The sequence below is a fragment of the Virgibacillus ainsalahensis genome (genome assembly GCF_055380755.1).
This window is the reverse complement of sequence record NZ_AP043943.1, coordinates 147,792-173,968: the sequence shown is the minus strand read 5'-3', so window position 1 is coordinate 173,968 and position 26,177 is coordinate 147,792. Positions and strand designations below refer to the sequence as shown.

The window sequence follows — 26,177 nt, the reverse complement described above, 5'->3', positions numbered from 1 at the left end:
CGCCTACTATTTCAATCTCTTCATAATTGCTCCAAACATTCGTATAGGCTTTGTGGCTTTCCAAGACATACTTCCATAAAATTTCCTGCGCTCAACTTCTGCCTTCTTCATTTCATACTCCGTGATTTCCAGCTCCTGTTTGTATAATTTCAGTTCTTCAATTTGAGTTTTTAAATCTGCTTTTATTTCGAAACCTACTTTTACCGGGTCATCGTACGGGCTTTCCTGAACTTCAATGACCTGTGCTCTTTCTTCATCTTCCCAGAGCCCATTTTTAAAATCATCAACCATTTCCGGGTCTGTGCCTGCAACAACCACTTCAATGTCCCCATTTTCAAGGTTCATGACAAACCCGTGCAAATAGCGTTCAAATGCCTGTTTGCGCAATCCGCGATGATAGCCGATATCCTGCACGTTCCCAATCACTGTATATTTCTTGGCATAAATTTCACCCATTGGGGAGGGTGTCACGGTTGTTGTAGCTGCATCTCTGGACTGTAATGGGTCCAACACATCATGAAAATCAAAATAGGTTTTCGTTTTATCCACGTTCAAATCCTTTGTTTCCGGGAAATAATAATCCATAATTGCTGCGGGAATATCTCTTGGCTTTCCTTTCATCGGAAATAAGATACCGCCCAGTTGTGAGGTGGGGTTTAATTCGATAACAAACCCTGCCTCTTCTGGATTTTTATTGGAATGGACAATCAGGTCGACTGCTCCATGTTCCAGCCCCGGGACCGCTTTTAATGCTTGTATTGCCGTTTCTTTTACCTGGACAGGTAATTCATCTAATACATCTACAGGATCGCCGCCTAATGAGATATTGCTTTTATCACTGAGGAAAACTTGTTCTTCGTTTTCAGGCACTGTATCCATCGTGTATTCTTTTCGATCTATATAATCAATTATTTCCTGATTGATATTGATTGGACAGCTAACAAGTCTTGGGTTTAGACTTCGTTGCTCATTTTTCAGTTCGATTAACGCTTTTATTGTATTGTTACCGTCACCGACAATATTAGGAGGAATTCGATGGATCGCACCAACAACTTGATTGCCAACAACATACAATCGGTATTCATTTCCTGGTATATACTGCTCTAAAATTACATCAGGATAATTTAATTCGGTACGCACATAAGTAAGCGCGTATTCCAGCTCTCCTGAACTTGTGATTTTGGAAATGACACCTCTGCCGAAGCTCCCATCGGTAGGTTTTAACACAACCGGATAGCCGATCACTGATGCATATTCGATAATCGATTCATTTGCTGCTTCTTCGGTGAACTGCTTCCCTTCAGGTACAGGAACGCCGGCCTTCTGTAATGCCTGCTTCGTCTTTTCCTTATCTTTGCCGATTTCAACCGCTTCATTGGATACTTTGTCCCCTCTTGTTCGGAAGAAATAATGTGTTTTTTCTTTAGAGCTTAGCGAAAAAAGCTGACCGGGACGATCAACAAACCATGTATTCATTTCCTTAAATTTTTCCGAATCCTTTACATGCCATTTTAGAGTTAAGCCCCTTCTCCAGCCCTCGAGAGAGACTGCATAAGCATCCAATAAATTACCGTGTGCATCAGATACGATCTCATTCGACAAATGCGGCAACCATTCTGTGTTGTTCTCTTCCATTCGATTTTCCTCCTAATAACTCTGGTACCATGTTCTATTTATTATGCCTTTTCTTTAATTCCATATAGGCAGTAAATTCTTTTCCATTCAATAAATCCTGCATCAGACGTCCCTGTGCTTCCAGGAAATAATCTCCCATCCACTGGTCTGTATGCGTATCAAACCCATCATAATTACCCGGTTTTGGAGTGAATTCGCCAAAAACTAAATCCTTATCGGACCTTAGGAAATCAATCCGCATGAAAGGTGCCGGGATTTGTGCACTTATGTATGAAGCCAACTCCATTTCATCTTGTGTAACGCCCTTTCCTTTAAACGGGTTATCCTCATACTTGCCTGTGTGGATTCTTTTACCATCTGCTGTCCACCAGCAGTATTTCAATTCCGGATATCTGGAAATCTCCAGAATCAGGCCGACTTTTCCATAAAAACAATAAAATTTTATGTCACTTGCCGGAATTTTTTCCGGTTTATTTTCCAAAATGAGTTCTTCGATATACCATTGGTCTTCACTTACCCAGCCGGATTGGAGATCCTCCTTCATGCTTTGATTGAGTGTCTGCCAGCTATCGAGTTTTTTCGACCGTTTGACATCTATTATATCATTAAAAGCATGAACGAGATATACACCTCTCGAACCAGCACCTTCTGCGGGTTTGATGACGATGGATTCCTTCTGAGGAATGTCCGCGAGCTTATAATTCGTCTCAGAAGTCCACGGTTTTCTTATGTTGAGCTGATCCATGAAGGAGTAGGCTATATGCTTATCATCAAGCAGCCACTCAGGCAGCGTGTCTTCCAACTGCTTTTGCCGTATCCTCATATTGAGGCTGCCGCGAAAGGAAGCTGCCTGTTTTAGGGGAATCGGTTCTTCTGTCAGACCTTCCCTTATAAGGTATTCGGGAATGTCCTCGATTTTAAGTGCCTCCAGGATTTTGGAATAAACGGTCTGTTTATAAGCAGCTTTTTCATTCATGAAAACTCTTCCCATGTAGCGCAATGCCTCATTATAATTTGCTTCATGCTGCTGCTTTTGTTTTACAGTTTGTGCGATATAGTCAATTAAATTCCCTTCTTCTATCTGTTCCCTGATTGTATTAAGCATCCTCGCACCACTCATGGACCGGTCATCGAGCGTCGCTTCGTGAAGCTCCTCACGAGTTTCATAGAGTTCTTTCCGGGTGGCTTTCAATTCTGCCTGTAGTTCACTAATTTCCTGTGCCTGGTGCTTTTCGGTTGAGCCGAATTTATTGGTTATTTTTCGGATTGGTGCGGAGGATTTCCATGTATTGCTCTTCTCGATATATTTCATTTGCTTTTCATTCGCTTTTCTTTCTTTATCTGCTTTATATATTTGAGCGTCTTTTTTAATCAGCTTTGCAATAAATTGCTGTTCTTCTTCCCGCTGCCACTCGGTGGACAGGGGCTGTTTCAAAAATGGCTGCTTTTTATTAGATTTGCTGTTTAGCTGTTTATTTTTATTATCGTTCATTGGTAACATCCCCTGTCCTTTGTATGGTTGTCAGGAGGGGGTCTGTCCCCCATCACATTAACGCGTTAATGCAGCGGGGGACCGACCCCCGATACTGCTGCGGTGGTCCTGCTTTCGCAGTTCGAGGTCCTGCGCTCATACCAGTTCATCCTGCGTTCGCGGCCAGTAGTACTGCGCTCATGGCCCGGGGTCCTGCGCTCGTGACCGATAGTTCTGCGCTCGCTGGCCGGGATACTGCGCTCAGCCCCGATAGTCCCGCGGTCGCGGCTAAAAGTACTGCGCCCACACTCCATCCTGCTAGATAATCCAGTCCTCCAGTCGCTTTTCATAGTTGCTCCAGTTTTCCGGGGAGAGTTTGATATGCTGTGTGTTCACACTACTGCGGATTATGTCATTTTTAGGGTACCATTTCACCTGTTTGTCTGCATATTCGGCGGCATTTCGCACGCATTGCCTCATATTGGCGGGTACTTCTCCAATTACGCCGCGGACAACTCTTGCATGGACAGCCGGTACATATTTCTGCTTTTCCTCGAAAACGGCTGGGTGTTTGATCAGCAGCACATCCGAGGTAATATTTTCCCCATATACGAGCATCTGCACATCTTTTCCGTCAATACAATCCCGGATGGACCGATCGATATTTTTCGACATCGTGAAGTCATAATGTGCCATCTGCACAAGTCCTGTTCGCAGTCCCTTTTCTTTATTAATACGGATTTCTTCTAGGGTATCCTGATGCTTCTCTTCAGGCAACCGGAAATCTGATACGATCACGACATCGAAATGCCGGCTGCCGTCTGGCTTGTCCTCACGTTTTGTCCACATCGGTTCAGGCACCGGATATGGTCTCACTACTTGTGGGAAAGGATAATACAGCGAATCCGCCTCCTGTTGATGGAGCCGGTGGACTTCTGCATATTCTTTCCGAACTCCCATTAAAAATCCGCTGTAACCAAATGCGGAGCTTCCTGTGAGTGATCCGGAAGCCTGCCTTGGAAGCGATAGTGGGCCGCTTCTCAGATCAACGATACTTTCCGATCCAAACACAGTGGCCATTCGCTTTTTGAATTCACTGTCTGCCGCAAAACGAACAGTGTCCCAAAAGCCTATGGTGTCGAGAACCGGTATGCGCCGGAACATCAATGACGACATATTGGAAAATATGTACGCACCAGGTGTGCCTCTCCGGTGTAATTTTAGTTCTTCTGTGAGTCGTGCATGTTCGGATGTATTAGCAATTACAGTTTTATTTTCCATCAGATGTCTGACCTGTGTTTCAATCTTCTCTGCATGTGACCAGTCATCTGCGTCATTGATTGTGACATATTCCCCTTTCGCTTCCTTCAATGCAATATTGCGTGCAACATAAGGGCCGCTGTTCACGGGGGTTGAAAGTATTCGGATCCGGGCATCTTTTTCGATGTACTCTTTTACGACTTTCACCGTATCATCCGGGCTGCAGTCATCAACAACGAGCAGTTCGATGTTTTTCCATGTCTGGTTAAGGATGGATTCAATGGCGACACGGATTCCATTGGCTGCTTTGTATGCAGGCAAAATTACCGATACTTTCGGGCCATCTTCTACCGTCCGATTGATTGGTAATGTTGATAAATCCTCATAGGTGTTTCCGGTAAAGACAATGGGTGCAATCCCGTACATTTCCAATGCTTTGTTTATCCATTCCACTCGTCTTTCCAGTGATTCTTCCAAATTGGCAAGCGCCAGGTAGAGATCCGGATGGGCACGTGCGGAGATTCTTCCTTCAAGAAGCTGTTTTCCAATATCCGCTTTCCCCAGCCTCTCCAAGCATTCGGCACTAATAATGACCGCTTTTCTCAGGAAATCCTCATCCTTCTCACCACGGATGGTAACAGGCAGATATTCCAGTGCCTGTCTTGCTCCATCTTTTGTATATTTATTGGCATACCAAAGGCTGAGCTCCCAGGCGATAGCTTTCTTTACATAACGGTCATTCGTTTCCTCATAAAGATGTTCCAGATCTTCCAATGCTTTTTTGGTAAAACCAAGATCATATAAATGATACATATATTTCTTCAGCTGATTTGCTGCATTTTTTCGTTTGTAGACTTTGCTATAAAGTTGCTTCCGGTTTCGTCTGCCAAGCGCGTAAGCCCCTGTTGCCCAGATAAACTGCTTGGCTTTCTTAGGTACGTTCGATGCTTTTTGAAGCTTGGCCTGAACGCTGTCAAATTCCCTTTGCATTTCTTTGCGTTTTCGCAAGGACTGTTCCTTTTCAACCTCTTTTTCCTTCAGCACCTTGTCGAGCCGGTTTAGTTCATTCTCCTGATAGTCCATCATCACCGCTCCTGATTTTTTCTGCCAATGGGACGCCCCATTCCTGTAATGATTCTCTGATTATATTATTGACCGGATACCAAATGCCGACAGATCCAACGTATTCTTTCATATGGTTAAGGATTGTCTCTTTCTTTTGTGCGTCCGGCAGCTTGAGAACCATTACATTGACTTCCTCTGCTGTTATAGTTGGCCGGTATTTTTGCCATGTTTCAAGCAGGCTTGGGTCGAACAAAAGCAATATATCAGCAGTGATTTTTTCCCCGTAAACAAGCATCTGTACCTGATCGCCATCAAGCAGTCTGCGAATGTCGGGATGAAGATTCTCTGTAATTGTCAGATCATACTGATACAACTGCATCAGGCCGATTCGGATGTTTTCTGTTTTTAATGTGTTAATTTCTTTTACAATCGCAGAGACGTTTTGCCTAAAATCACCCGCGAGCACGATATCAAAATGCCTTTGTCCGTCCGTTTTTCTCTCACGATTCGGCCACATTGGCTCAGGCACCGGAAATGGTCTTGTCTCCAGCGGATATGGATAATATAAGCTATCCGTATTGTTATGATGGAATTCAAGCCCTTCTACATATTCCTTCCTGACTCCCATGAAAAATCCGTTGTAACCAAATGCGGAGCTTCCTGTCAGGGAGGAAACCGATTGTCTTGGCAATGATAATGGCCCTGATTTCAGGTCAACATAACTGTTCTTTCCGAAAACACGAAGGAGACGGCGTTTGAATTCGCCATCTGCAGCAAAACGCATGCTGTCCCAGTAGCCAATTTTTTCAAGCACCGGTTCACGACGGAACATGATGGAAGACATGTTTGGGAAAATATATTTACCAGGTGTTCCCCGGCGATACAGCTTAAGACCTTCCGTCAAGCGGGCATGTTCTGATGTATTGGCGATTACCTCCGGGTTTTCGACCAAATGCCTTACTTGTGTCTCAATCTTCTCTGCATGGGACCAGTCATCCGCATCATTGATTGTGACAAAATCGCCCGTTGCTTCTTGCATCGCGATATTTCTAGCAACATATGGCCCGCTGTTTACCGGTGTCTGAAGCAGCTTCACACGGGAGTCTTTCTGGGTATATTCCTTTACCGTTTCTTTTGTCTTATCAGGACTGCAGTCATCCACCACTAACAGCTCGAGATTTTGCCATGTCTGGGAAAGAATCGATTCAATCGCAATTCGAATCCCGAACTCTGCTTTAAATGCAGGAAGGATAACCGATACTTTCGGATCTGCCTCTATTTTTTTATCCAATGGATTTGTGATCAAATCATCATAGGTCGCAGCATTTCCCTTCGTCGCGAAGGAAATATGCTGGAGGTTGTATAGATCAAGTGCCTTGTTGATCCATTCGACGCGATTATCCACTGCTTCCTCCAGGTTTACTGCTGCCAGATATAGGTCCGGATGTGGTTGTTTTTCCAATACTTTGGCAATGACATTTTTTGCTTTTTCGATTTCATCCAGTCGTTCCAGACACTCTGCTGTGATAATAGCGATTCTTCTCAACTGATCCATATTGCGTTCATTCCGTGAAGCAATTGGAATATATGTCAACGCCTGACGTGCCCCTTCAGCGGAATATTTATTTGCATGCCAAAGTGTCAACTCCCAGGCGACGAGTCTTTTGATTTCTTCATTGTCTATGGTCTCGAGAAATGCTTCCATCTCAGCAAGCGCTCTTTCGGTAAATCCGAGATTATACAGGTGGTGCTTCAGTTGCTTCAGCTGCTGTCTTTGGATAAATTTTTTTCCGTTGATGATTCGCTTCAGCTTGTCCTTCTGTTGATCGGAAAATTGATCCCCGATTTTTTTCCGTTTTCTTTCATCGAGCAGGGTATATAAAACCCAGTCCATTGGTGCGGATATGATTTTTTTAAGCATCGAAGTTCACCGCCATTGTTTGATTACATTTTGTTCGTTTTAACCTACTGTTTTGCCAGTTTGTTATTGTTTCTTAGATTGCTGCTTCTGCTTTTGAACAGGTTTGTTTTGGCTTCCTGTCTTTTTCTGCTTTGGGGCAGTTTTTTTATTTCCAATATTTTCTGTGGCCGGCGGGACAGTTTTCCGCTGTCTTGCCGCATTTTTAACATTTACTTTTTTCTTAACCCCTTGCGATTCGCGATATTGCTCCACTGCTTCCTCAACATCCCCATCAAAACGGATTCGTCCTTGGTCCATCCAAATGCCGCGGGTGCAAATTTGTTCAATGAAGGTAAGACTGTGGGATACGATGATGACAGCTTTTGCCCGCTCCATCATGTCTTGGATCCGCTCACTTGCTTTTTGCTTAAAGGCAAGATCTCCTGTGGACAATGCTTCATCAATAATGAAGATATCCGGTTGCAGGATCGCGGCAATACTAAAACCGAGCCGTGATTTCATTCCACTGGACATATCTTTGACAGGCTTTTCCACCTTTTTCCCAAGTCCGGAAAATTCGATGATCTCATCATATTTCTCATCGACACGTTTTTTCGGAATACCAAGCAGCATTGCATTCAGGTAAATATTGTCCTCTCCGCTCAAATGGGCATTAAAACCTGTCCCATAGCCGAGCAATGCGGAGGTCTCCCCCTGCAGTTCCAGACTCCCTTCATCTGGGGAAAGGATTTTTGTCAGCACTTTGCAAAGGGTACTCTTGCCTGCGCCGTTATGGCCGATAATCCCTACAACTTCCCCTTCTTTGATTTCAAAATTAATATCTTTCAATGCCCAGAATTCACCAGTATTCAGTTTGAATGAGACCCCTACGTTATCAGCTTTAATGATTGCCTTATCCGTAATATTGGTTTCTGTTTTTTCCAGCTGAAGGTTACGATGCCTTCTTGGTGGTCTTGGTGGAACGGTTTCTTTGTAATGTGCGACAACTTCCTTCGGGTCACCGATTTCGCGTACTGCACCACCATCAATCCACATTAACCTGTCGCAATTGCGCTGGGCGTAGCGAAGACTGTGTGTAACGATAATTACCATTTTGGCCTGTTTCACCAGCTCCTTCATTTTTGCCGCAGCTTTCTGGGAAAATTTCGCATCACCAGTATTTAATGCTTCATCCAGAATAAGAATTTCCGGCTGAAGATGTGCTGCAACACTGAAGCCCAGCCTTGCTTTCATTCCACTTGAATAATATTTCATCGGCTGATTAAAAAATTCCCCAAGATCGGAAAATTCATGGATGTCCCGGATGTAGCTTTCAATCAGCTTCTTATCAATACCGAGCATCATCCCATTAAGAAAGACATTTTCCTCGCCTGTCAATTCTTTATTGAAGCCCATACCAAAGGAAAAAAGTGCCGTAACCTTACCATTCACTTCAATTTCTCCCTGATCTTGCTGAAGGATACCTGCTATAATCTTACTGAGCGTTGTTTTCCCAGCCCCATTCGAGCCGATAATACCAAGGATTTCTCCCCGGGTGCCCTCAAAGTTGATATCCTCCAGCGGCCATACCATTTTTTCCTCTGGCATTTTCCACTCTTTCAGGAAACGGAGAACCCGTGATTTGAAATCATCCCGGTGGTTCCCCGCATAGAAAGAAACGCCAATTTTCTTGGCCTTTATCACGTTATCCTGTTTGTCATCCATTTTTGAATCCTCATTCGTGATCAATTCAAAAACCCTCTTTTTTTAAAAAATTTAATTTTACCATTTGCGTTTGAACATCCTTATAATGCTTTAATGATCTTATGTTCATTCCTGCTGTAATACCAAAGCATAAACACGATTGCAGCAACTGACAGTACAAAAATGATAGCGAGTCCCATAAAATTCGGACTGCTGTTATACATTAGGATATCCCGGTAGGATTCTACAATTATGGCTACCGGGTTGTAGTCAACCGCCCAGCTGTATTCCGGAGGCAGTCTTCCGCCTACCCAGATAATCGGGGAAGCATAGAAGAAAACCCGTGTGACATGTTGCAGTACATTATCTATGTCGCGTACAAACACGGTCACATATCCCAATATCATTCCAATTGCCAGCAAAAATACAGTTTGAATAACAATAAGGACTGGCAAATAGACGACCTCCCATCCCGGGAGAACACCATAAACCGCAAGAAATATTGCGATGACCACAAGGCCAAATGCAAAGTTGAACAACTGGGTAAATGTAAAGGAAAGTGGAAATAGTGACTTCGGCAAATACACCTGATTGATGATCGAACTGTACCGCATGATTGATTTTGCCGATGAGTTAATGGTTGTGCTGATACAACGCCACACAATTAACCCGATAACAAGGAACAATGGATAATTTTCAATATCGCCCCGATCCAGGATAACAACGACAAGAAAGTAAAAGACCAGCACACTTAACAGCGGGTCCAGTAACCACCAGAAATAGCCCAGATAACTGTTCCGATGTTCCGCTTTTAATCCGGATTTCACTAAATATATTAATAAATCTTTTCGTTTCAGCATTTCCTGTAAATATGTTTTCATTACTTCATGACACCGCCTAGTTTCGTACGGACTGGATAGGAATTCCAGCCTAAATTATGATGATATTCTATATTTGATTACATCCCGTATGGAAAGCACCGCATAATTGGCAAAATACCACATACTCTTCGTAAGGCTTTGCTTTTCAACATCACGGAATACACGCCAGTTCTGCTTTGCGGCCCGCCATTTATTACTGGAGATGGAATTTTCCACCACACGGTATTTGGCCAGCACTTCTGACATGCCATATGCAAGGTAGCCCCTTCTCGTCAAATCGAGCCAAAGGGCGTAATCCTGCCTTGTACGGATATTGACCATCTCCACCTGGCCAATTTTTTCCCTGTCCAGCATCACGGTCAGGCATCCAATCACACAACGCTTCATCAGGGCGTCGTAACTCACTGTTGCAGGCGCGCTCGTGGTAGCATTTGTTGGCGTGCCATCCTCAAGTGTGCGGACATATTTGGTGAAGGAAAAAGCAATGCCCAATTCCTGCATGAATGTTAGTTGTTTTTCCAACTTTTCTGGCATCCAGCTGTCATCACTGTCCAAAAATGCCAGATATCTCCCTTTTGCGTTTTGGATAGCAGTATTGCGGGCAACTGCAGAGCCTGAATTTTCCTCAAGCTCGACAAGCTTAATCCGTCCGTCATGTTCCTGCATTTCTTTGATCCGTTCAACCGTACGATCCTTGGACCGGTCATCAACAATAACCATTTCCCAATTGGAATAGGTCTGGTCGATAACGGATTGAATGGTCTCTTTGATAAATTTTTCTGCATTATACGCAGGTGTAATCACTGAAATTAATGGATTCTGTTTCAATGTATATCAGCCCTTACCTTCCATACCAGCTGATTGGTTTATGTTTAACAATTGCTCATACCACCTGATCAGCTTATTCTCTTGTGTATGCCAGTTCAAATCTTCCATGACGGCTTTTTTACCGTTTTCCCCCATCTGTTTTGCTTCTTCAGGGTTGTTTCTCAGGTATGTGAATGCTTCTTTTATTGCGTCATCATCATTCGGATCAACGGCAATTCCGCATTGATAGTGGTTGACAAAATCCTTCCAGACTGGGAAATCCGAACAGATAATAGGAAGTCCAGCATTCATGTATTCGAAGAACTTCGTCAGTTCCTTCTTCTTATAATGTTCTGTCGGCGGGAACAGGGCAATACCTGCCAGCCAGTTTCGCTCAAGATATCTTTCCTCAATCACTTCTTTATCAATAAAGCTGTCGATCCCCTCGATGACAAGGCGGTCCTTTTCCTCTCCAGCAACGTCATCCATTGCTTTTGCCAGATCACTCGGACACTTGCCGACAAAGTTTACGGTCAGTTTCGGATCAATGGCAGGAATTTTCGCATGGAAAAACGCGCCTCTGACTATTGATACATTACCAGTATACAATACTTTTTCTTCTGCTTGTCCGATGCGTGTGTGCTGCATGAATTTTTCATTCACCGTTGGGTAATTCAGTATACATTTTCCCCTCGGATAGATATCTTTATAATACTTTTCCGCAAGACATAGCTCCATGTTCCGGGAAAAAAATTTCTCCATATACTTATACGCTGTGGCGATTACTTTTTTAACGGGTTTCTTCATATAATCTTTCTGCATGATGCTCGTAATATAGTCTTCATGGATATCATAGATGACCACATTATCCTGTTTTTTCAACAGCCATGCCACAGGAAGGAGTTCCGGGTCATGAAAATGGTACACATCCGCGTTTAGCTTTTTCGCTTTTTTATACGCATCACGTGTCCCGAAAATCATCCGTTTTAATCGGCTTTTGTATTTTGTCACCGGTATATGGTTGATCGGTTTATCCGCTTCATTTCCCTTCTCGTCTTGTTGGGCAATTAATGTTACATCAAAGCCAGCATTTTGAAGGGATTTGCATTCTTTATGATAAATTCTCGGATCATACGGATGGTGTACTGTTGTCAGATGCACCACTCGCTTGGCTGTATCCATTTCTCCACCATCTCCTGTTTATTATCTTGCTAATAACTGGCTCTATGCGCTGAATTGCAAGCTTCGGCCAGCTGCCTATTTTTCTTCATTCAGTGGAAGGAAACCACCTGAATGACGTTTTATTTTATTGATCAAACGTTTGTATAAACATCTCTTCGTATTGTTTAACGATCGTATTCACGTGAAATTCATTAGCGCGGCTGATTCCCTTGGCAATGACCTTATCCTGTTCTTCTTCGCTCATATCTAGCATGTGATCCATCTTCTCTGCCAATTCCGCCGCATTTCCAGTTTCACACATTTCACCAAATTCTCCTGCACCAAGCACTTCCTCCGCACCAGGCCTCGCCCTGGTAGAAATGACGGGAGTTCCTGTTGCCAAGGCTTCCGCCAAAACATGCCCAAACCCTTCCCTTTTTGAGGATAAGACGAACAGATCAGCATGCTTGAAATAAACATAAGGGTTGCGCTGAAATCCGAGAAAATGAACATTGTCCTCTATGTTTAATTCTTTTGCCTGCCTTTTTAAATCTGCTTCCAACTCCCCCTCGCCAAGGATGACCAATTGGGTATTCCTTTTCTGTTTCACCTTCGCAAAAGCGTTGATCAATGTCTCGTGATCCTTGTCGCTAACAAGTCTTCCAGCAGTAATAACCACTTTTTCGTCTGTTTCGAAAATTGCTTTGTGCTCTTGTGCGATTGTTTCATTCTCCATCAACCGCTGAATACCTTCCACATCAACCGGGTTATATATAACTTTAATTTTGTCCGGCTTTACCTTATAACGATTCACGATATTTTCTTTTACCCCTTTTGAAAGGGCAACAACCTTACTTGCTCGTTTATAAAGCAAGCCAAAGAGGCGGAGCTTCAAATCTTCCTTTTTACTTCCGCCCAGATAGGCAGCCTCCCTGACAACATTTTTAGCAGGCGTAAACGACAATAGATTACCAAGGATGGCGATCGTATTGTAATTGGGAATCGTACTGAATACGATATCCGCTTTTTCCTTCCTGATCACTTTGGCTAATGGGAAAATGGCTGACCTTAGTCTTTTCGTATCCAATTTAATAAATGTTACATCTGTATTCAAATATTCTTCATAATTTCCATTATAATTCAGTGTCACCAGAATAGGGGTGAATTTTGTCCGGTCCAGATTATTCAGGATATTTAGCAGCGTTCTCGCAGCACCACCAGCACCCATTTGATAGATAAAAAATAAAATTCGTTTCTTTTCCACGATAGTATTCAGCCTTCCCTATACGATTTCACACTCAACGCATTATACCATAGGGCAGTTGATAAATAAATTATCAAATTCATTACAAATGTGGGAGGACACTGGTGCGAGCGCAGGAACTCGGGACACGAACGCAGGACAACCTCGCCTGAACGCTGAACCAATCCACGCGAGCGCAGGACTCCCTCGACTGAGCGCGGGACCATTGGACACGAACGCGGAACTGCCTCGCCTGAACGCAGGATCACTGGCTACGAACGCAGGACTTCCTCGCCTGGACGCAGGACCTTGGGCCACGAACGCGGAACAGCCTCGCCTGAGCGCAGGACACCGACCACGAACGCGGAACAGCCTCGTCTGGGCGCAGGACCACTGGACACGAACGCGGAACAGCCTCGCCTGAGCGCAGGACCACTGGACATGAACGCGGAACAACTCGCCTGGACGCAGGACACCGACCACGAACGCTGAACAGCCTCGCCTGAGCGCAGGATCTCGGGACGCGAACGCGGAACAACCTCGCCTGAGCGCTGGACCACTTGGACACGAACGCGGAACAACCTCGCCTGAGCGCAGGACCACCAGCCACGAACGCGGAACCCCAGGTCGTGAACGCTGACAAAAATTCAATTTTTGCATAAAAAGAAGGAAAATCCGCAACCGTGTAGAAATTATATATAAACTTTTAAAAAGGAAGGGAAACGATGACAGCAAAAAGACAAGATAATTTAATGAAATTATGGCAACTGGAAGCATTGGATAAGCGATTATTGCGCAGCCATCCAATGAAGCCGAAAGTTCAACAGGATCTAATAAAGGAAAAAACAGGTATCAAGGGGGAGAAGGAAGTTGATTATCCATTACGTTTTCTGGATAAACAAAAATATTTTATTTTACACAATGTACGCTTGAAAGACGAGCAGGGATTCTTTCAAATAGACAAATTGATTTTAACGGAAAAGTATATTCTAATACTGGAAGTGAAGAACTGGTTTGGAACTGTAATATTTGGTGAAAACAGCCAGGTAACCCGAATTGATTATAATAACAAGGAAGAAGGTTTTAAGAACCCCATTTCTCAGGCAAAACTCCAACAGCATCGCCTCAAAAAATGGCTTCACCCCCATGTTGGCCTGAACTTTCCAATCGAGTTCCTCGTCGTGATCAGTTTCCCCAGCACAATTATCAAATCATCTACATCCGAACAACTTATCCCACAGGAAGTCATTCACAATAATGATTTATATTTTAAAATTGAAAAGCTTACATCCAGCTATTCCAACACGCATCTTAGTAAAGATAAGCTGATAAAATTAGCGAATCGGCTAACACAGGCTCATCAGACACCCGAGCATCACATATTAGACAGTTATCATTTAACAAAAAACGATTTAATAAAAGGCGTGTTTTGTCCATTTTGCGAGGCTGTTCCTATGTTGAGAGAAAAGCGAAAATGGACCTGCCAACATGAACATAAACACAGGTCTATAGACGCACACATTACGGCATTAAATGACTATAAACTGTTGGTGGATAATAAAATAACGAACCGGGATGCGAGGGAGTTTTTGCAAGTGGAATCTCCTTTTGTTGTACGAAGATTCTTCCTGAAGGCAAAATTTGATTACAGTGGCAGCACAAGCTCCCGCTTCTACTATCTTTGAAACAAAGCGGCCTGAGAGCAGGACCTCAGGCCGCGAACGCTGAACCTACTCGATTGAGCGCAGGATCATCAGCCGCGAACGCTGAACTAACACACACAAACGCAGGAACATCAGCCATGAGCGCTGAACCATCGGCCACGAACGCAGGACCTCCTCGCTTGAACGCGGGACCACCGGCCGCGAACGCTGAACCAACCCACGTGAGCGCAGAACCACTAGTCACGAACGCAGGACTCCATCGCTTGAACGCAGGACCATCAGCCGCGAACGCTGAACCAACCCACGCGAGCGCAGGACCTTAGATCACGAACGCGGGACCACGCGCCGCGCCCAAACGCCGAACCGCCGCCCACAAGCGCTCTCCCCCAATCCACCACACCAACCACAAAAAAAGCCGGCCATATGCCGACTTTCTCCCCCATTATCCATTGACCGCCGGGCGGCCGATCGAATGATACTCCACGCCACTCGTACGCGCTTCTTCCAATGTAAAACAGTTTCTTCCATCGAAAACGACAGGATTGATCATATGCTGCTTGTAAGCTTCCAGTGGGAATTCCTTCATTTCTTTCCACTCTGTCAAGATGATTACGATATCCGAATCCTGAACCGCTTCCTCTACACTCGAAGTATAGCTGATTTCATCAGATAGAATCTTTTTGGCATTTTCCATGGCAGCAGGATCATAGGCACGGACAGTAGCACCTTCTTCCAGGAGCTTCTTAGTCACTAAAATAGATGGTGCTTCCCGCATATCATCCGTATTCGGCTTAAAGGAAAGCCCCAGTACAGCAATTGTTTTCCCGTTTAGATCACGAAAGCGTTCGAGCAACTTGTCTACAATGATTCCCCGCTGCCTGTCGTTGGAATCTACCACATTCTCAAGCACAGGCATATCGTAATCTTTATTTTTTCCGATGGAGATGATTGCTCTTGTATCTTTTGGAAAACAGGATCCGCCGTAGCCGATGCCCGCATTTAAAAAGGCGCTCCCGATTCGTTTGTCCATTCCCATTCCATTTGCGACATGATCGATATTTGCACCAATCTTCTCTGACAGGTTGGCCATTTCATTGATAAAACTGATCTTTGTTGCCAAAAATGCATTTGCTGCATATTTGATCATTTCCGCACTTCTGAGATCTGTTTTTACAATTGGAAGATCAAACCCTTCATTTACCTCTTCCAACATCTTTAGGACTTGTTCATCCTCGGAGCCAATTACAATTCGGTCACCATGGAAGGTGTCATACACAGCGGAGCCCTGGCGCAAGAATTCCGGATTGGAGGCGATTTTAATGCTTACGTCTCTTTTCAGACTTGACTGGATCTTATCTTTGATATGTTCATTCGTCCCCACAGGTACCGTACTTTTGGTAACAATGACAACATCATTTTCAAGATTTGCCGCAATGTCCTCACAGGCTGCATTGATATAAGTCAAATCAGCAGATCCGTCTTCCCCCTGAGGTGTGCCAACAGCAATATATACGATTTGTTTGTCAGTGAGCCCTTCCTTGTAATTGGTCGTAAAAGTCAGGTTCTCTTTTTCTATGTTTTTCTGGAGTAGTTCAGTTAACCCATCTTCATAGATTGGACTGATCCCTTTTTTTAATGTGGCAATTTTTTCTTCATCGATGTCAATACAGGTAACGTGATGGCCAAGATCTGACAAACAGACTCCTGTCACCAGGCCAACATAACCCGTCCCTATTACTGCTAATTCCATTGTCTATTCACTCCTAGTTGTTTCTTAAACGCTCCAGTTTTTTCTCCATATATGCTTTGATATCCTCATGCAGGTCTTCCCGGTTCAGCGCAAAATCAATCGTAGCCTGGACAAATCCGAGTTTTCCTCCAATATCATAACGTTCCCCGGTAAAATTATATGCGAGAACCTGTTCCTGTTGATTTAATATCTCAATCGCATCTGTCAGTTGAATTTCTCCACCTTTTCCCGGCTCTAAATTTTCCAGAATGTGAAAAATTCCGGGAGTGAGTACATATCTTCCCATGATTGCTAAATTTGATGGTGCCTGTTCGACCGGGGGTTTTTCCACCAATGACTCAATGGCCTGAATGGATGAACCATAATCCCTTCCTGCCGCTGGGTTGATGATGCCGTATTTTGACACATCTTCTTCCGGTACATCATGTACACCCACTACTGAAGAGTTGTACGTATCATATACATCGATCAGCTGCTTCAAACACGGTTCTTCTGCTTCAACAATATCATCACCTAAAAGCACGGCAAATGGTTCATTTCCGACAAAACTGTGTGCACAGGCGATCGCATGTCCAAGTCCTTTTGGCTCTTTTTGCCTAATGTAATGGATATTGGCCAAGTTTGTGATTGACTGAACCATTTCCAGCATTTCCATTTTGCCTTTTTGGGTAAGCTTTTCTTCCAACTCATAGGACGTATCAAAATGGTCTTCAATCGCCCGTTTTCCCCTTCCTGAAATAATAATAATATCTTCAATCCCGGAATCCACTGCCTCTTCCACGATATATTGTATGGTTGGTTTATCTACGATTGGCAGCATTTCTTTCGGCTGTGCTTTGGTCGCGGGAAGGAAGCGTGTTCCAAGCCCGGCAGCCGGTATAATTGCCTTTTTCACCTTCATTGCTGGCATCTCCTTCATTGCTTTCTATCTGTAAATGGTTTATTTTATTCACATGTATCTACTTGCAAGTTTATCATAGGCTTTATCTCGATCCAATTTTAACATAGGGTTAGAGTAAAATGTTTATGGGAGAACATATACCTCGTTTTTGGTGTTGAAGTCGTAAGACTTCAACACCAAAAATGAGGCCAGCAAGCGGAGCGCGATAGTAGTTGAAAAGCATTTTGAATGAAAAAAAGGACCTTCTTTTATATAGTTAAGTCTTCGACAACAACAACTATAGAAAGAGGTCCTCAAATGAAAGATATCATATCTACGCTAACAATGAAAGAATTAGAACAAATTACATACCGTGCTTTACAGGAAAGTTTTTCTCAGCTGATGGCAAAAACCCTTAAGGAATTAGATGAGGCGATTGCTTTAGGAAGAGATAAGCAAAGATTTTATTTAAAGGATAAAAGAACATTAAAGTTCGAATCTGTTTTTGGTCAGGTGGAACTGAAAAGAAATTACTATAAGGATAAAAAAACTGGAAAGTACGTCTATTTACTGGACCAATATTTGGCTTTTGATGGTACGAAGGGTATGAGTCCAGTGGTGCAGGATTTAGCTATTGAACTAGCTGTGACAGGTGTTTCCTATCGACAGGCTGGTAAAGCCATGGAGAAGCTTTTGGGCTACCCTGTAATCAGTCATGAAGGTATACGCCAACAGCTTTTGAATACGGAGGTAGTTCCGGAAGAATCAGTACCACTTGAAAATGATGTTGTATTTGTGGAGGTTGACGGGCTTTACACAAAAAGTCAGGAGAAAAACAAAAAAGGTAGGGAAATCAAGATTGCCAGTGTGCACCAGGGCTGGGAAATGAATGGCAAGCGAGCAAAGCTAGTTGAAAAGCGCCATTTCATTCATGAAGGGAAACTCCCGTTTTGGGAGGAATTTGAACAGTATTTAATGACGACTTTCGAGTATGATCCAACCAAGCACCATCTCGTTATTAACGGTGATGGAGCGAAGTGGATTACAGCCTGCCGGGATTATTTCCAGCACAACGCAACTTTTGTCATTGATCGTTTTCATGTTGCCCGGGATGTGCAGCGTTTATTTCGGGATCATTCCAGGTATCGTTCCATCCGAAAGAAGCTAGCAAAATATGACTGGGAAGGTTTCATGGTGGAGTTAAATAGCGCTGTGGGGACGCTTGATAATGAAAAGAAAGAAGAGCGATTGGAAGCGTTAATAGCGCAGCTTTCCCAATATCCGGAAGCACTGGGAGATTACCGTGAAAAATTAAAAGGAAAAGGCATAGACACAACAGGATTCCGTCCAATGGGAAGTGCAGAAGGTACAATGAGTTTTTTCGCTAGACGGCTTAAAAATGGGCGTAGTTGGAGTAATAAAGGACTTGATAAATTCATTGATATCATGGTCGCTTTGAAAGATAAACTGGAGATTAAGACGCTACATGGAATACTTGATCAGACGCAGGAATTAACACAGGAAAACAAAGAAGAAAAGCCACCTAAACACTTTGTAGAGAAGCTGAAGGATAGCGCTGCAGAAGCAACTCGGAACAACTTGGGTTATTTAAAACAGGCTCTTGGAAAACCAGTTACAGCTGCTTTAAAAGGGTTGCGAGGAATTTAAAAAAGTAAAAAAGTGTTAACGGACGGAGAGATATAAAACTGAAATCGCTACCAAAATTGGAGCTAAAACCATATAAAATAAGGGACTTTAAAAATCTCCCACAAATACTTGACTCGATCTAACATAGGATAGGAAATGCATTCTGTATGTAAACATTGTATAATAGAAATAGCTATACATTAGAAAACTTAACTAAACGCCCAAGCCCTTGTGGCGAAAACATTAGCCCGCACTTATGCAGGAAGGAAGTTTTATACTTTCATATCTGCAAACAAACACAACTAAACTGTATATAAAGGAAGGCAAAAATACATGAGTCTGTTTACAAAAATGCAAGCACGAGAAGAAAAAATAGCCGTAATTGGTCTTGGATATGTCGGACTGCCATTGGCCGTTGAATTCGCTGAAAAATATGATGTTGTCGGTCTTGATGTGAACCGCAGTAAATTGGATAAATATTTAAGTGGTGTGGATGTGACCGATGAAGTCGGTGATGAAAGGCTCCAAAACACAACAATGACATTTACGAGTGATGAAGAGGAACTGAAAGCATGCAAATTTCATGTGGTAGCTGTGCCAACACCAATCAATACCGATAAAACGCCAAACCTCAATCCAGTTATCGGCGCCAGTGAAACGGTCGGCAGGAATTTAACGAAGGGTTCAATTGTCGTATATGAATCCACCGTTTACCCGGGAACGACGGAGGAAATCTGTATTCCCATCCTTGAAAAGGAATCCGGCCTGACATACGGGGAAGATTTTAAGGTAGGCTATTCACCTGAACGGATTAATCCAGGTGATAAAAAGAATACATTAACCCGCATTGTGAAAATTGTCTCCGGTTCGGATGAGGAAGCACTCAAGGAGATAGCCAGTGTTTACGAATCCATCATCGAGGCCGGCGTCCATGAAGCAGAATCGATTAAAGTGGCGGAAGCAGCAAAAGTAATCGAGAATTCACAGCGGGATATTAATATCGCATTTATGAATGAGCTTTCCATGGTTTTCAATAAAATGGACATCAACACGAAGGCTGTACTGGAAGCAGCGGGAACGAAATGGAACTTTTTAAACTTCACTCCCGGGCTGGTAGGTGGACACTGTATCGGTGTGGATCCATATTATTTCACCTATAAAGCAGAGCAACTGGGATATCACTCCCAAATCATTCTTTCAGGAAGAAAGATCAATGATGACATGGGAAAATATATTGCCAGCAATATCATTAAAAAAATGATTAAGGCAAAACAGGAAATTGATGGAGCGAAAGTTGCGATATTCGGACTTACATTCAAGGAAAATGTGGGTGATGTTCGGAACACGAAGATCATCGATATCATTAATGAATTGAAAGAATATGGTGTGGAAGTCCTTGTACATGATCCTATCGCTGAAAAAGAGGAAGTCTACAATGAATTCAATATCCGTTTAGTGGATAAGGAAGAATTGAATGACCTGGACTGTGTTGTAATGGCAGTGCCTCATCAAGTATTCAAGGAAACGTATGACCTGGATATGTTAGATGGTTTGTATAAAGACGACAGAAAAGTTTTAGTGGATGTAAAAAGCATCCTCGATCGCAAAGAATGTGAAACAAAAGGATATCATTATTGGAGTTTATAAGGAGAACAAAAAGGTCCGTTCATCTTAAGCGATGACGGACCTTTTTTAGCTGCAAGAAAGTATAACCATAATTCTTTCTACATAAGTGCGAGCTTATGAGTTTTCACCTAAACTATAACGAATATCCAAGTTTTCTAATCTACAATTATGCACGATTCTTTGCCTTGATCTCTTTGCTTCCCAAGATCAGATAATTCAACTCTTCCTTAGGTATCTGATTCAACTCCGAACGCTTCACAAGATAGAAGATAACGCCAAGTATGATCCAGGCAACTAATGCAATCCGTGATTCAATTCCGAGAAATGCTGGAGAGCCAGGAATTAACAACAATGCCAGGAACGTCACACTTGCAATGATCCCTAAGCCTGCGATCGTTTTTTTGAATGGTGAAACGGCGTGCTTGTCCGGATTAAAGTTCTTATCTTTTTTCGTTTTATATAAAGTGAAAGCGGTGAAGCATGTATAGAAATAAGCTATTGTTACGCCTACGGATGACATATCAACGACCCATAACAATGCTTCACGCCCAAACCATGGGGCAAGCATGGATACAACCACTGCAAAAATGATTCCTGCATATGGTGTTTTATATTTCGGATGCAGCTTCGAAAATATGTCCGGGATTACTTTTGCACGGGACATGGCAAACAATAGACGGCTCGTTGAAATAATAAAACCGTTCAGCCCTGTAAAAATCCCCATTGTCAATGCAGTTACGAGTACGATAAGTCCCATTGTTCCAAGTAGTTCCTCAACGGCAACTGCAGTGCCCCATGCATGCTGCTCACCGACCAGCCCCTGCCACGGACGAGTCATGGCAGTTGCAATTATCATCAGACTGTAAAGCAGTGCTGCGGCAGCAATGGCAAAAATAATTAACGAGAACGCTTTTTTGGATGAAAAATTAAATTCCTCCGCGGCCTGTGGCACATTATCGAAACCGACATAGGCCCATGGTGCAATCGCAACAATGGAAATAATCGCAGCAATCGCGGTTGTTTCTGTCGGGAAAAGCGGCTGAATGTTAGAAAGCCCCGCCCCCGGCTGTGCACCTACCATAAAGGTGAGTGCGACAATACTAAGAATCATAATACTACAGAAAACAAATTGCATTCTTCCTGTAATCTTGGTTCCTCGTACATTTAAAAATCCAAATAGTCCAAGTAAAACCGAAGCGACAATGATTTCCATTCCATAAACATCCCAGCCAGCAATCTGATAGAGTGGCAACCTTTCAATGATTGCCGGAAATACAAATTTAATCATCAGCGCAAATGCAGATGCATTCAGTGCAACAATACATATGTAGCCAAGTGTTAAAAACCATCCACTAATAAATGCGTGTGTGCGCCCCAAACTAATAAACGCATAAGCAAATTCTCCCCCGGATACCGGAAAACTTTTTATTAATAAGCCATAACTTACAGCAATAAGCATCATTAACAGTGCACCAATAATAAAACCAATGATTACACCAAGCGGACCTGCTGTCGACATCCATGTAGTTGGCTGGACAAAAGCACCCCAGCCAATGGAAGAACCCAGCGCAATAGCCCACACCCAATGTGACTTAAGTGTCTTTTTAAGTGTCGTTCTCTTCTCCATATTACATCTCCTACTCATTATTGACAGCTGAATCTATCGAATATGGTTGATTTTTTAATTATATCAATATGAAGCACCGATTACTAATATTATTATCACTCCTACACTAAAGAAATATGGAAATAAACAAAAGTGGTGTGACGCTCGTGGCATGAGGTTCAGCGTTCAAGAGATGTGGTCCTGCGCTTGTGGACTGGAGTGCGGCGCTCAGACCGGATGGTACTGCGTTCGTGACATGGAGTCCGGCGCTCAGGCCAGATGGTACTGCGTTCGTGACATGGAGTCCGGCGCTCGTGCCGGATGGTCCCGCGCTCATCACATGAAGTCCGGCGCTCAAGCCAGGGTGGTACCGCGCTTATCACATGAAGTCCGGCGCTCAAGCCGAGTGGTCCCGCGTTCGTGACATGGAGTCCCGCGCTCCTCACCCAAAGTTTCCACATCAAAAAACCGGCACCCACAATTAGTGAGCACCGGCTATATGTTTAGTTATTCCCTTTTCCATTGTTCCCGTTGTTGCCATTATTACCCTTGCCGTTGTTCCCGTTATTTCCATTGCCATTATTTCCGTTATTGTTTCCCGGTCCTCTTGGCGGGCCTGCCACAATTTCCTCAAATTCGTTGCCGGCATTGTCCAGCACTGTAACAGATACGGTCGTGCTTGGATGTACACCTGTCAGTTCATATTCTGTTTCACCATTGTTGAGAGGTGTATCAAGAGCGGGTTCGCCATTTAGGAAAATCTCCCAGGAGGCAATGCCACTTCCTGCTTCATTATCTGCTACTTCAATGGAGACTTCCCGATTCCCGCGGTCAAAATCTGCCTCTGCTTCCGGTGCAGTAGTATCAAGAACCAGCGGAATCTCCAAGGTCTGCGCCTCAGCTCCGTTAAAGTCGATGACAGCTTCTGCCTGCAGGTAATACTGACCTTCTGAAGCAGTTTCCCCATTAATGGTTCCATCCCACATCCAGTCAGATGATAATTTATAATAGGAACCTTGTCCGCTGTCATAATAATCTTTTCTTACATATTCTTCATTTGCGATGGTTTCTACCACATTTCCATCTTCATCAAGCACATGGAAATTTGCTTCTTTCGCGTTTCTCAGGAAAGAGAGAATAAGTCCGGCATCATCCTTTGTGCCGTCTCCATTTGGTGAAAAGGCGATTTTTTCCGGATCAATCCCTTCTGTTTCTAGTTCTTCACCAAGGAATCCAAACCCTTCATCACCAATGCTTGTCACAATACCTGTATTTCCATAGAAAGTTGTTTCATCCCACATTGGTGTATCAAAAATTGGTGAGTCATCCCATTCGCCTTTAAAACCAACATATGGCACGGTCAATGTCGGATTGGTATCTGCTGGATCTGTTAATGTAACGAAGCCTTCCAGCCAATAGCCATTTGTGAAGATTTCTTTCAATGATGCATCCATTCCACTCACATTAATTGTTACATGAAATGATGTTGAGCCATTTGCAGGCACTTCTACTGTACTTACAGCTTCACCATCAACCGTGGCAAGATCCCCTAAATCCGTTGCGCCAAATTGATTCGGCGCTGTCACAAGTACTCCACCACCGTCAACAGGGGTATCTGTCTGCACATTTGCTTCGACATCATATACCACCGCTTCATCGGAGAAGTTTTGGGCAGTCAATTCAAAGGTTACTTCATTTTCCTGCACCTCTTTTAACGCTACTTTTGCTTCATTTGTTTGGGAATCTGTTACCATTACCGGAGTGGATAATGCGGCGTGAAGCTGCATCAACCCTGCTCCCTGGCGGCGTGGTGAAACATGTGCGCCATCAAATTCCACCTGTTTCGATGTGTTCATCATCAGATTTTTTGCCAGATTGACTCGATTAGCATTTTCATAACCGAATTGTTCATCCACACGCTCTAAGACAAGCGCGGCACCTCCTGAAACATGTGGTGCGGCCATTGATGTACCACTCATCAGACCATATTCATTATCATTCAATGTTGAATAAATCTGTCCGCCCGGTGCCGTGATTTCCGGCTTGAAATCAAGGTTCGGGGTCAGGCCCCAGGAAGAAAATGCACTCATTTTACCTGCTTCCGGGTTAACCATCGTTGTTTTTTCCCCCGCAAATTCCAATGCAGGTGCCTGCCCGTCCTGGATGGCTTCCACCAGTTTGTCCCCGTCGCTCTTTAGCATCGACAATTGCGGGATGGTGATGGCAGACTCTGTTGCCATGTTCACCATGCCATCTTCATTGTTATAAATAATCACACCAGCTGCACCTGCTGCTTGAGCATTCAGCGTTTTTTGTGTAAATGCCAATTCGCCGCGCTGGATTAAGGCATATTTTCCATCGACATCTTTTCCTTCAAAATCTTCCGGATAACCAAGACCGGCATCCACTACATCAAACGATTTTTGTTCGACATCATTTGGATGTACACTGCTAGCAGACAGAAATGCTGCTGTATCCACTCCCCCGCCGATTGTATATTCCAATGCATCGACTTCCATGAAATCATTTTCGTAGGATGCGACCTGTAGGGAATCATACGCAACACCAGGCGATCCGCTCACACCATAATCCGGATTTGATGCATATGGATAGAAAAAACCATCTGCAAACAATGCGGAATTCCCTCCGGATATGGACATGAGTACACCATTATCCACTGCACGCGTTACTGCCTGCTGCTCCGGTGACTCCTCGTTGACAAAGCCTGCAGTTGAACCAAGGCTCATATTCAATGCATCCACACCCAGTTTAATCGCATCATCAATCGCTTTAATATAAATATCACCATAGGTTGACTGCATGTCCGGGTCATTTCCGAAAACCTTCAATGCCAAAAGCTGTGCTTCCGGAGCGATGCCCAATACACCGTCACTTGCTTCATCGCCATTTGCACCAACTGTTCCGGCAACGTGCATACCATGATAGGAAGCACCTTCATGGATTTCACGGATTTCATCATTTCCATCCATATAGTTGTAACCATATGGAACTTTTTCCGTGTAATAATTTCCCGGCAGATCCTCCTGGTCAATGGTTTCATTGACGGATTCCTCTGTCAGTGCAGCTGTTTCGCTATCAGAAAGAACCATATCACGGTGACTTGGATCGATTCCTGTATCAATGATTCCAACAACCATTCCTTCTCCCCGATATCCATAATCACGCCACGCGGCTTGAGCTTCGACCAGTTCTTTACTGTATTTCATTTCCGGCTCCGCGATGGGGCGCTCATATTTATTTACGATATGTACCGTTTTAACATCCTCAATCTCTTCAATCTCCGCAATGTCTTTCTGTTTCACTTCCGCACTGAACCCGTTGACCACTGCGGTAAATTCATTTTGGAATTTGGCTTGTACACCTTTCCCCTTCATGTTATCCTTAACTGCTTTTTGTGTAGCTATTGCCGCTTGCTCCAGCCCGGCTTTCTCAGGTTTCCCAAGACTTTTATACGTAACACCTTTCCTCGTAGCTTTCTCAACCGGTGCTTCCTCTTCCATTTCAACAATTACCCTGACTTCCTTGTCCGGATCCTCGGTTTCTTCCAGATTTTCATTTGATAGACTTGGTTTGTTCTCATTCAGCGCAGGTGCTGTTTCCCCCAACGCACTCACATAGGAAAAATTACTGAACACCATGAAGACCGCCACAAGTAACACTGTTATTCGCTTTCGCATTCCCTTCCCCCTCATTTGATTGTTTACTAGATGCCTCATTACTTAATATTCAGACAATATTAATAGTAAATAATTTCCATCCTACATACCAGTGTCAAAAGTCATGGTAAAATGTGTTGATTTTTGCATGTTTTAGCTGGAAAGTGACGAGGGAGAGCGTTTGCGGGCATATCCTGTGA

Annotated in this window: 16 protein-coding genes; 3 read left to right on the top strand and 13 right to left on the bottom strand. The window is 43.6% G+C overall.

Features of this window, described 5'->3' with window-relative positions; genetic code table 11:
- Window positions 1-6: 6 nt before the first annotated feature.
- The 9 genes from ACZ427_RS00815 to ACZ427_RS00775 all read right to left on the bottom strand — a co-directional run bounded on the left by ACZ427_RS00815 (window position 7) and on the right by ACZ427_RS00775 (window position 13,148).
- A complete protein-coding gene (locus ACZ427_RS00815) occupies window positions 7-1,635 on the bottom strand; it encodes an acylphosphatase (RefSeq protein WP_461178580.1) in 1,629 nt (542 codons plus the stop codon).
- Between the two features lie 34 nt (window positions 1,636-1,669).
- On the bottom strand, window positions 1,670-3,127 hold the full coding sequence (locus ACZ427_RS00810; RefSeq protein ID WP_461178579.1) for an ATP-grasp fold amidoligase family protein: 1,458 nt from the start codon (window positions 3,125-3,127) through the stop codon (window positions 1,670-1,672).
- A gap of 297 nt (window positions 3,128-3,424) precedes the next feature.
- Window positions 3,425-5,452, bottom strand: a complete 2,028-nt coding sequence (locus tag ACZ427_RS00805) for a glycosyltransferase family 2 protein (RefSeq protein ID WP_464883495.1) — start codon at window positions 5,450-5,452, stop codon at window positions 3,425-3,427.
- Window positions 5,430-7,325, bottom strand: a complete 1,896-nt coding sequence (locus ACZ427_RS00800) for a glycosyltransferase family 2 protein (protein WP_464883494.1) — start codon at window positions 7,323-7,325, stop codon at window positions 5,430-5,432. Before ACZ427_RS00800 ends, ACZ427_RS00805 begins: the two co-directional genes overlap by 23 nt.
- Window positions 7,326-7,415: 90 nt before the next feature.
- Complete coding sequence (locus ACZ427_RS00795) at window positions 7,416-9,056, bottom strand: ABC transporter ATP-binding protein (protein WP_461178576.1); 1,641 nt, start codon at window positions 9,054-9,056, stop codon at window positions 7,416-7,418.
- Between the two features lie 80 nt (window positions 9,057-9,136).
- Window positions 9,137-9,916, bottom strand: coding sequence for an ABC transporter permease (locus ACZ427_RS00790; protein ID WP_461178575.1), 780 nt, complete (start codon window positions 9,914-9,916; stop codon window positions 9,137-9,139).
- Between the two features lie 54 nt (window positions 9,917-9,970).
- Window positions 9,971-10,744, bottom strand: a complete 774-nt coding sequence (locus tag ACZ427_RS00785; RefSeq protein WP_461178574.1) for a glycosyltransferase family 2 protein — start codon at window positions 10,742-10,744, stop codon at window positions 9,971-9,973.
- A gap of 6 nt (window positions 10,745-10,750) precedes the next feature.
- Window positions 10,751-11,905, bottom strand: coding sequence for a glycosyltransferase (locus ACZ427_RS00780; RefSeq protein WP_461178573.1), 1,155 nt, complete (start codon window positions 11,903-11,905; stop codon window positions 10,751-10,753).
- A gap of 124 nt (window positions 11,906-12,029) precedes the next feature.
- Window positions 12,030-13,148: a glycosyltransferase gene (locus tag ACZ427_RS00775; protein WP_461178572.1), complete on the bottom strand. Its 1,119-nt coding sequence runs from the start codon at window positions 13,146-13,148 to the stop codon at window positions 12,030-12,032.
- Window positions 13,149-13,852: 704 nt separating this feature from the next.
- Between ACZ427_RS00775 and ACZ427_RS00770 the strand changes: the two genes are divergently transcribed.
- Complete coding sequence (locus ACZ427_RS00770; protein WP_461178571.1) at window positions 13,853-14,812, top strand: nuclease-related domain-containing protein; 960 nt, start codon at window positions 13,853-13,855, stop codon at window positions 14,810-14,812.
- Between the two features lie 421 nt (window positions 14,813-15,233).
- Here ACZ427_RS00770 and ACZ427_RS00765 read toward each other — a convergent pair whose 3' ends face one another.
- Window positions 15,234-16,541, bottom strand: coding sequence for a UDP-glucose dehydrogenase family protein (locus ACZ427_RS00765; protein ID WP_461178570.1), 1,308 nt, complete (start codon window positions 16,539-16,541; stop codon window positions 15,234-15,236).
- Window positions 16,542-16,554: 13 nt separating this feature from the next.
- On the bottom strand, window positions 16,555-17,442 hold the full coding sequence (galU, locus tag ACZ427_RS00760; RefSeq protein ID WP_461178569.1) for a UTP--glucose-1-phosphate uridylyltransferase GalU: 888 nt from the start codon (window positions 17,440-17,442) through the stop codon (window positions 16,555-16,557).
- A 297-nt stretch (window positions 17,443-17,739) separates the two neighbouring features.
- Here galU and ACZ427_RS00755 point away from each other — a divergent pair, with 297 nt between their 5' ends.
- Both ACZ427_RS00755 and ACZ427_RS00750 read left to right on the top strand, forming a co-directional pair.
- On the top strand, window positions 17,740-19,089 hold the full coding sequence (locus ACZ427_RS00755) for an ISLre2 family transposase (protein WP_461180035.1): 1,350 nt from the start codon (window positions 17,740-17,742) through the stop codon (window positions 19,087-19,089).
- A 312-nt stretch (window positions 19,090-19,401) separates the two neighbouring features.
- A complete protein-coding gene (locus ACZ427_RS00750; protein ID WP_461179456.1) occupies window positions 19,402-20,715 on the top strand; it encodes a nucleotide sugar dehydrogenase in 1,314 nt (437 codons plus the stop codon).
- A 145-nt stretch (window positions 20,716-20,860) separates the two neighbouring features.
- Here ACZ427_RS00750 and ACZ427_RS00745 read toward each other — a convergent pair whose 3' ends face one another.
- Both ACZ427_RS00745 and ACZ427_RS00740 read right to left on the bottom strand, forming a co-directional pair.
- Window positions 20,861-22,321, bottom strand: a complete 1,461-nt coding sequence (locus ACZ427_RS00745) for an APC family permease (protein WP_461179455.1) — start codon at window positions 22,319-22,321, stop codon at window positions 20,861-20,863.
- Window positions 22,322-22,803: 482 nt separating this feature from the next.
- On the bottom strand, window positions 22,804-25,998 hold the full coding sequence (locus ACZ427_RS00740; RefSeq protein ID WP_461179454.1) for a S8 family serine peptidase: 3,195 nt from the start codon (window positions 25,996-25,998) through the stop codon (window positions 22,804-22,806).
- Between the last annotated feature and the right edge of the window lie 179 nt (window positions 25,999-26,177).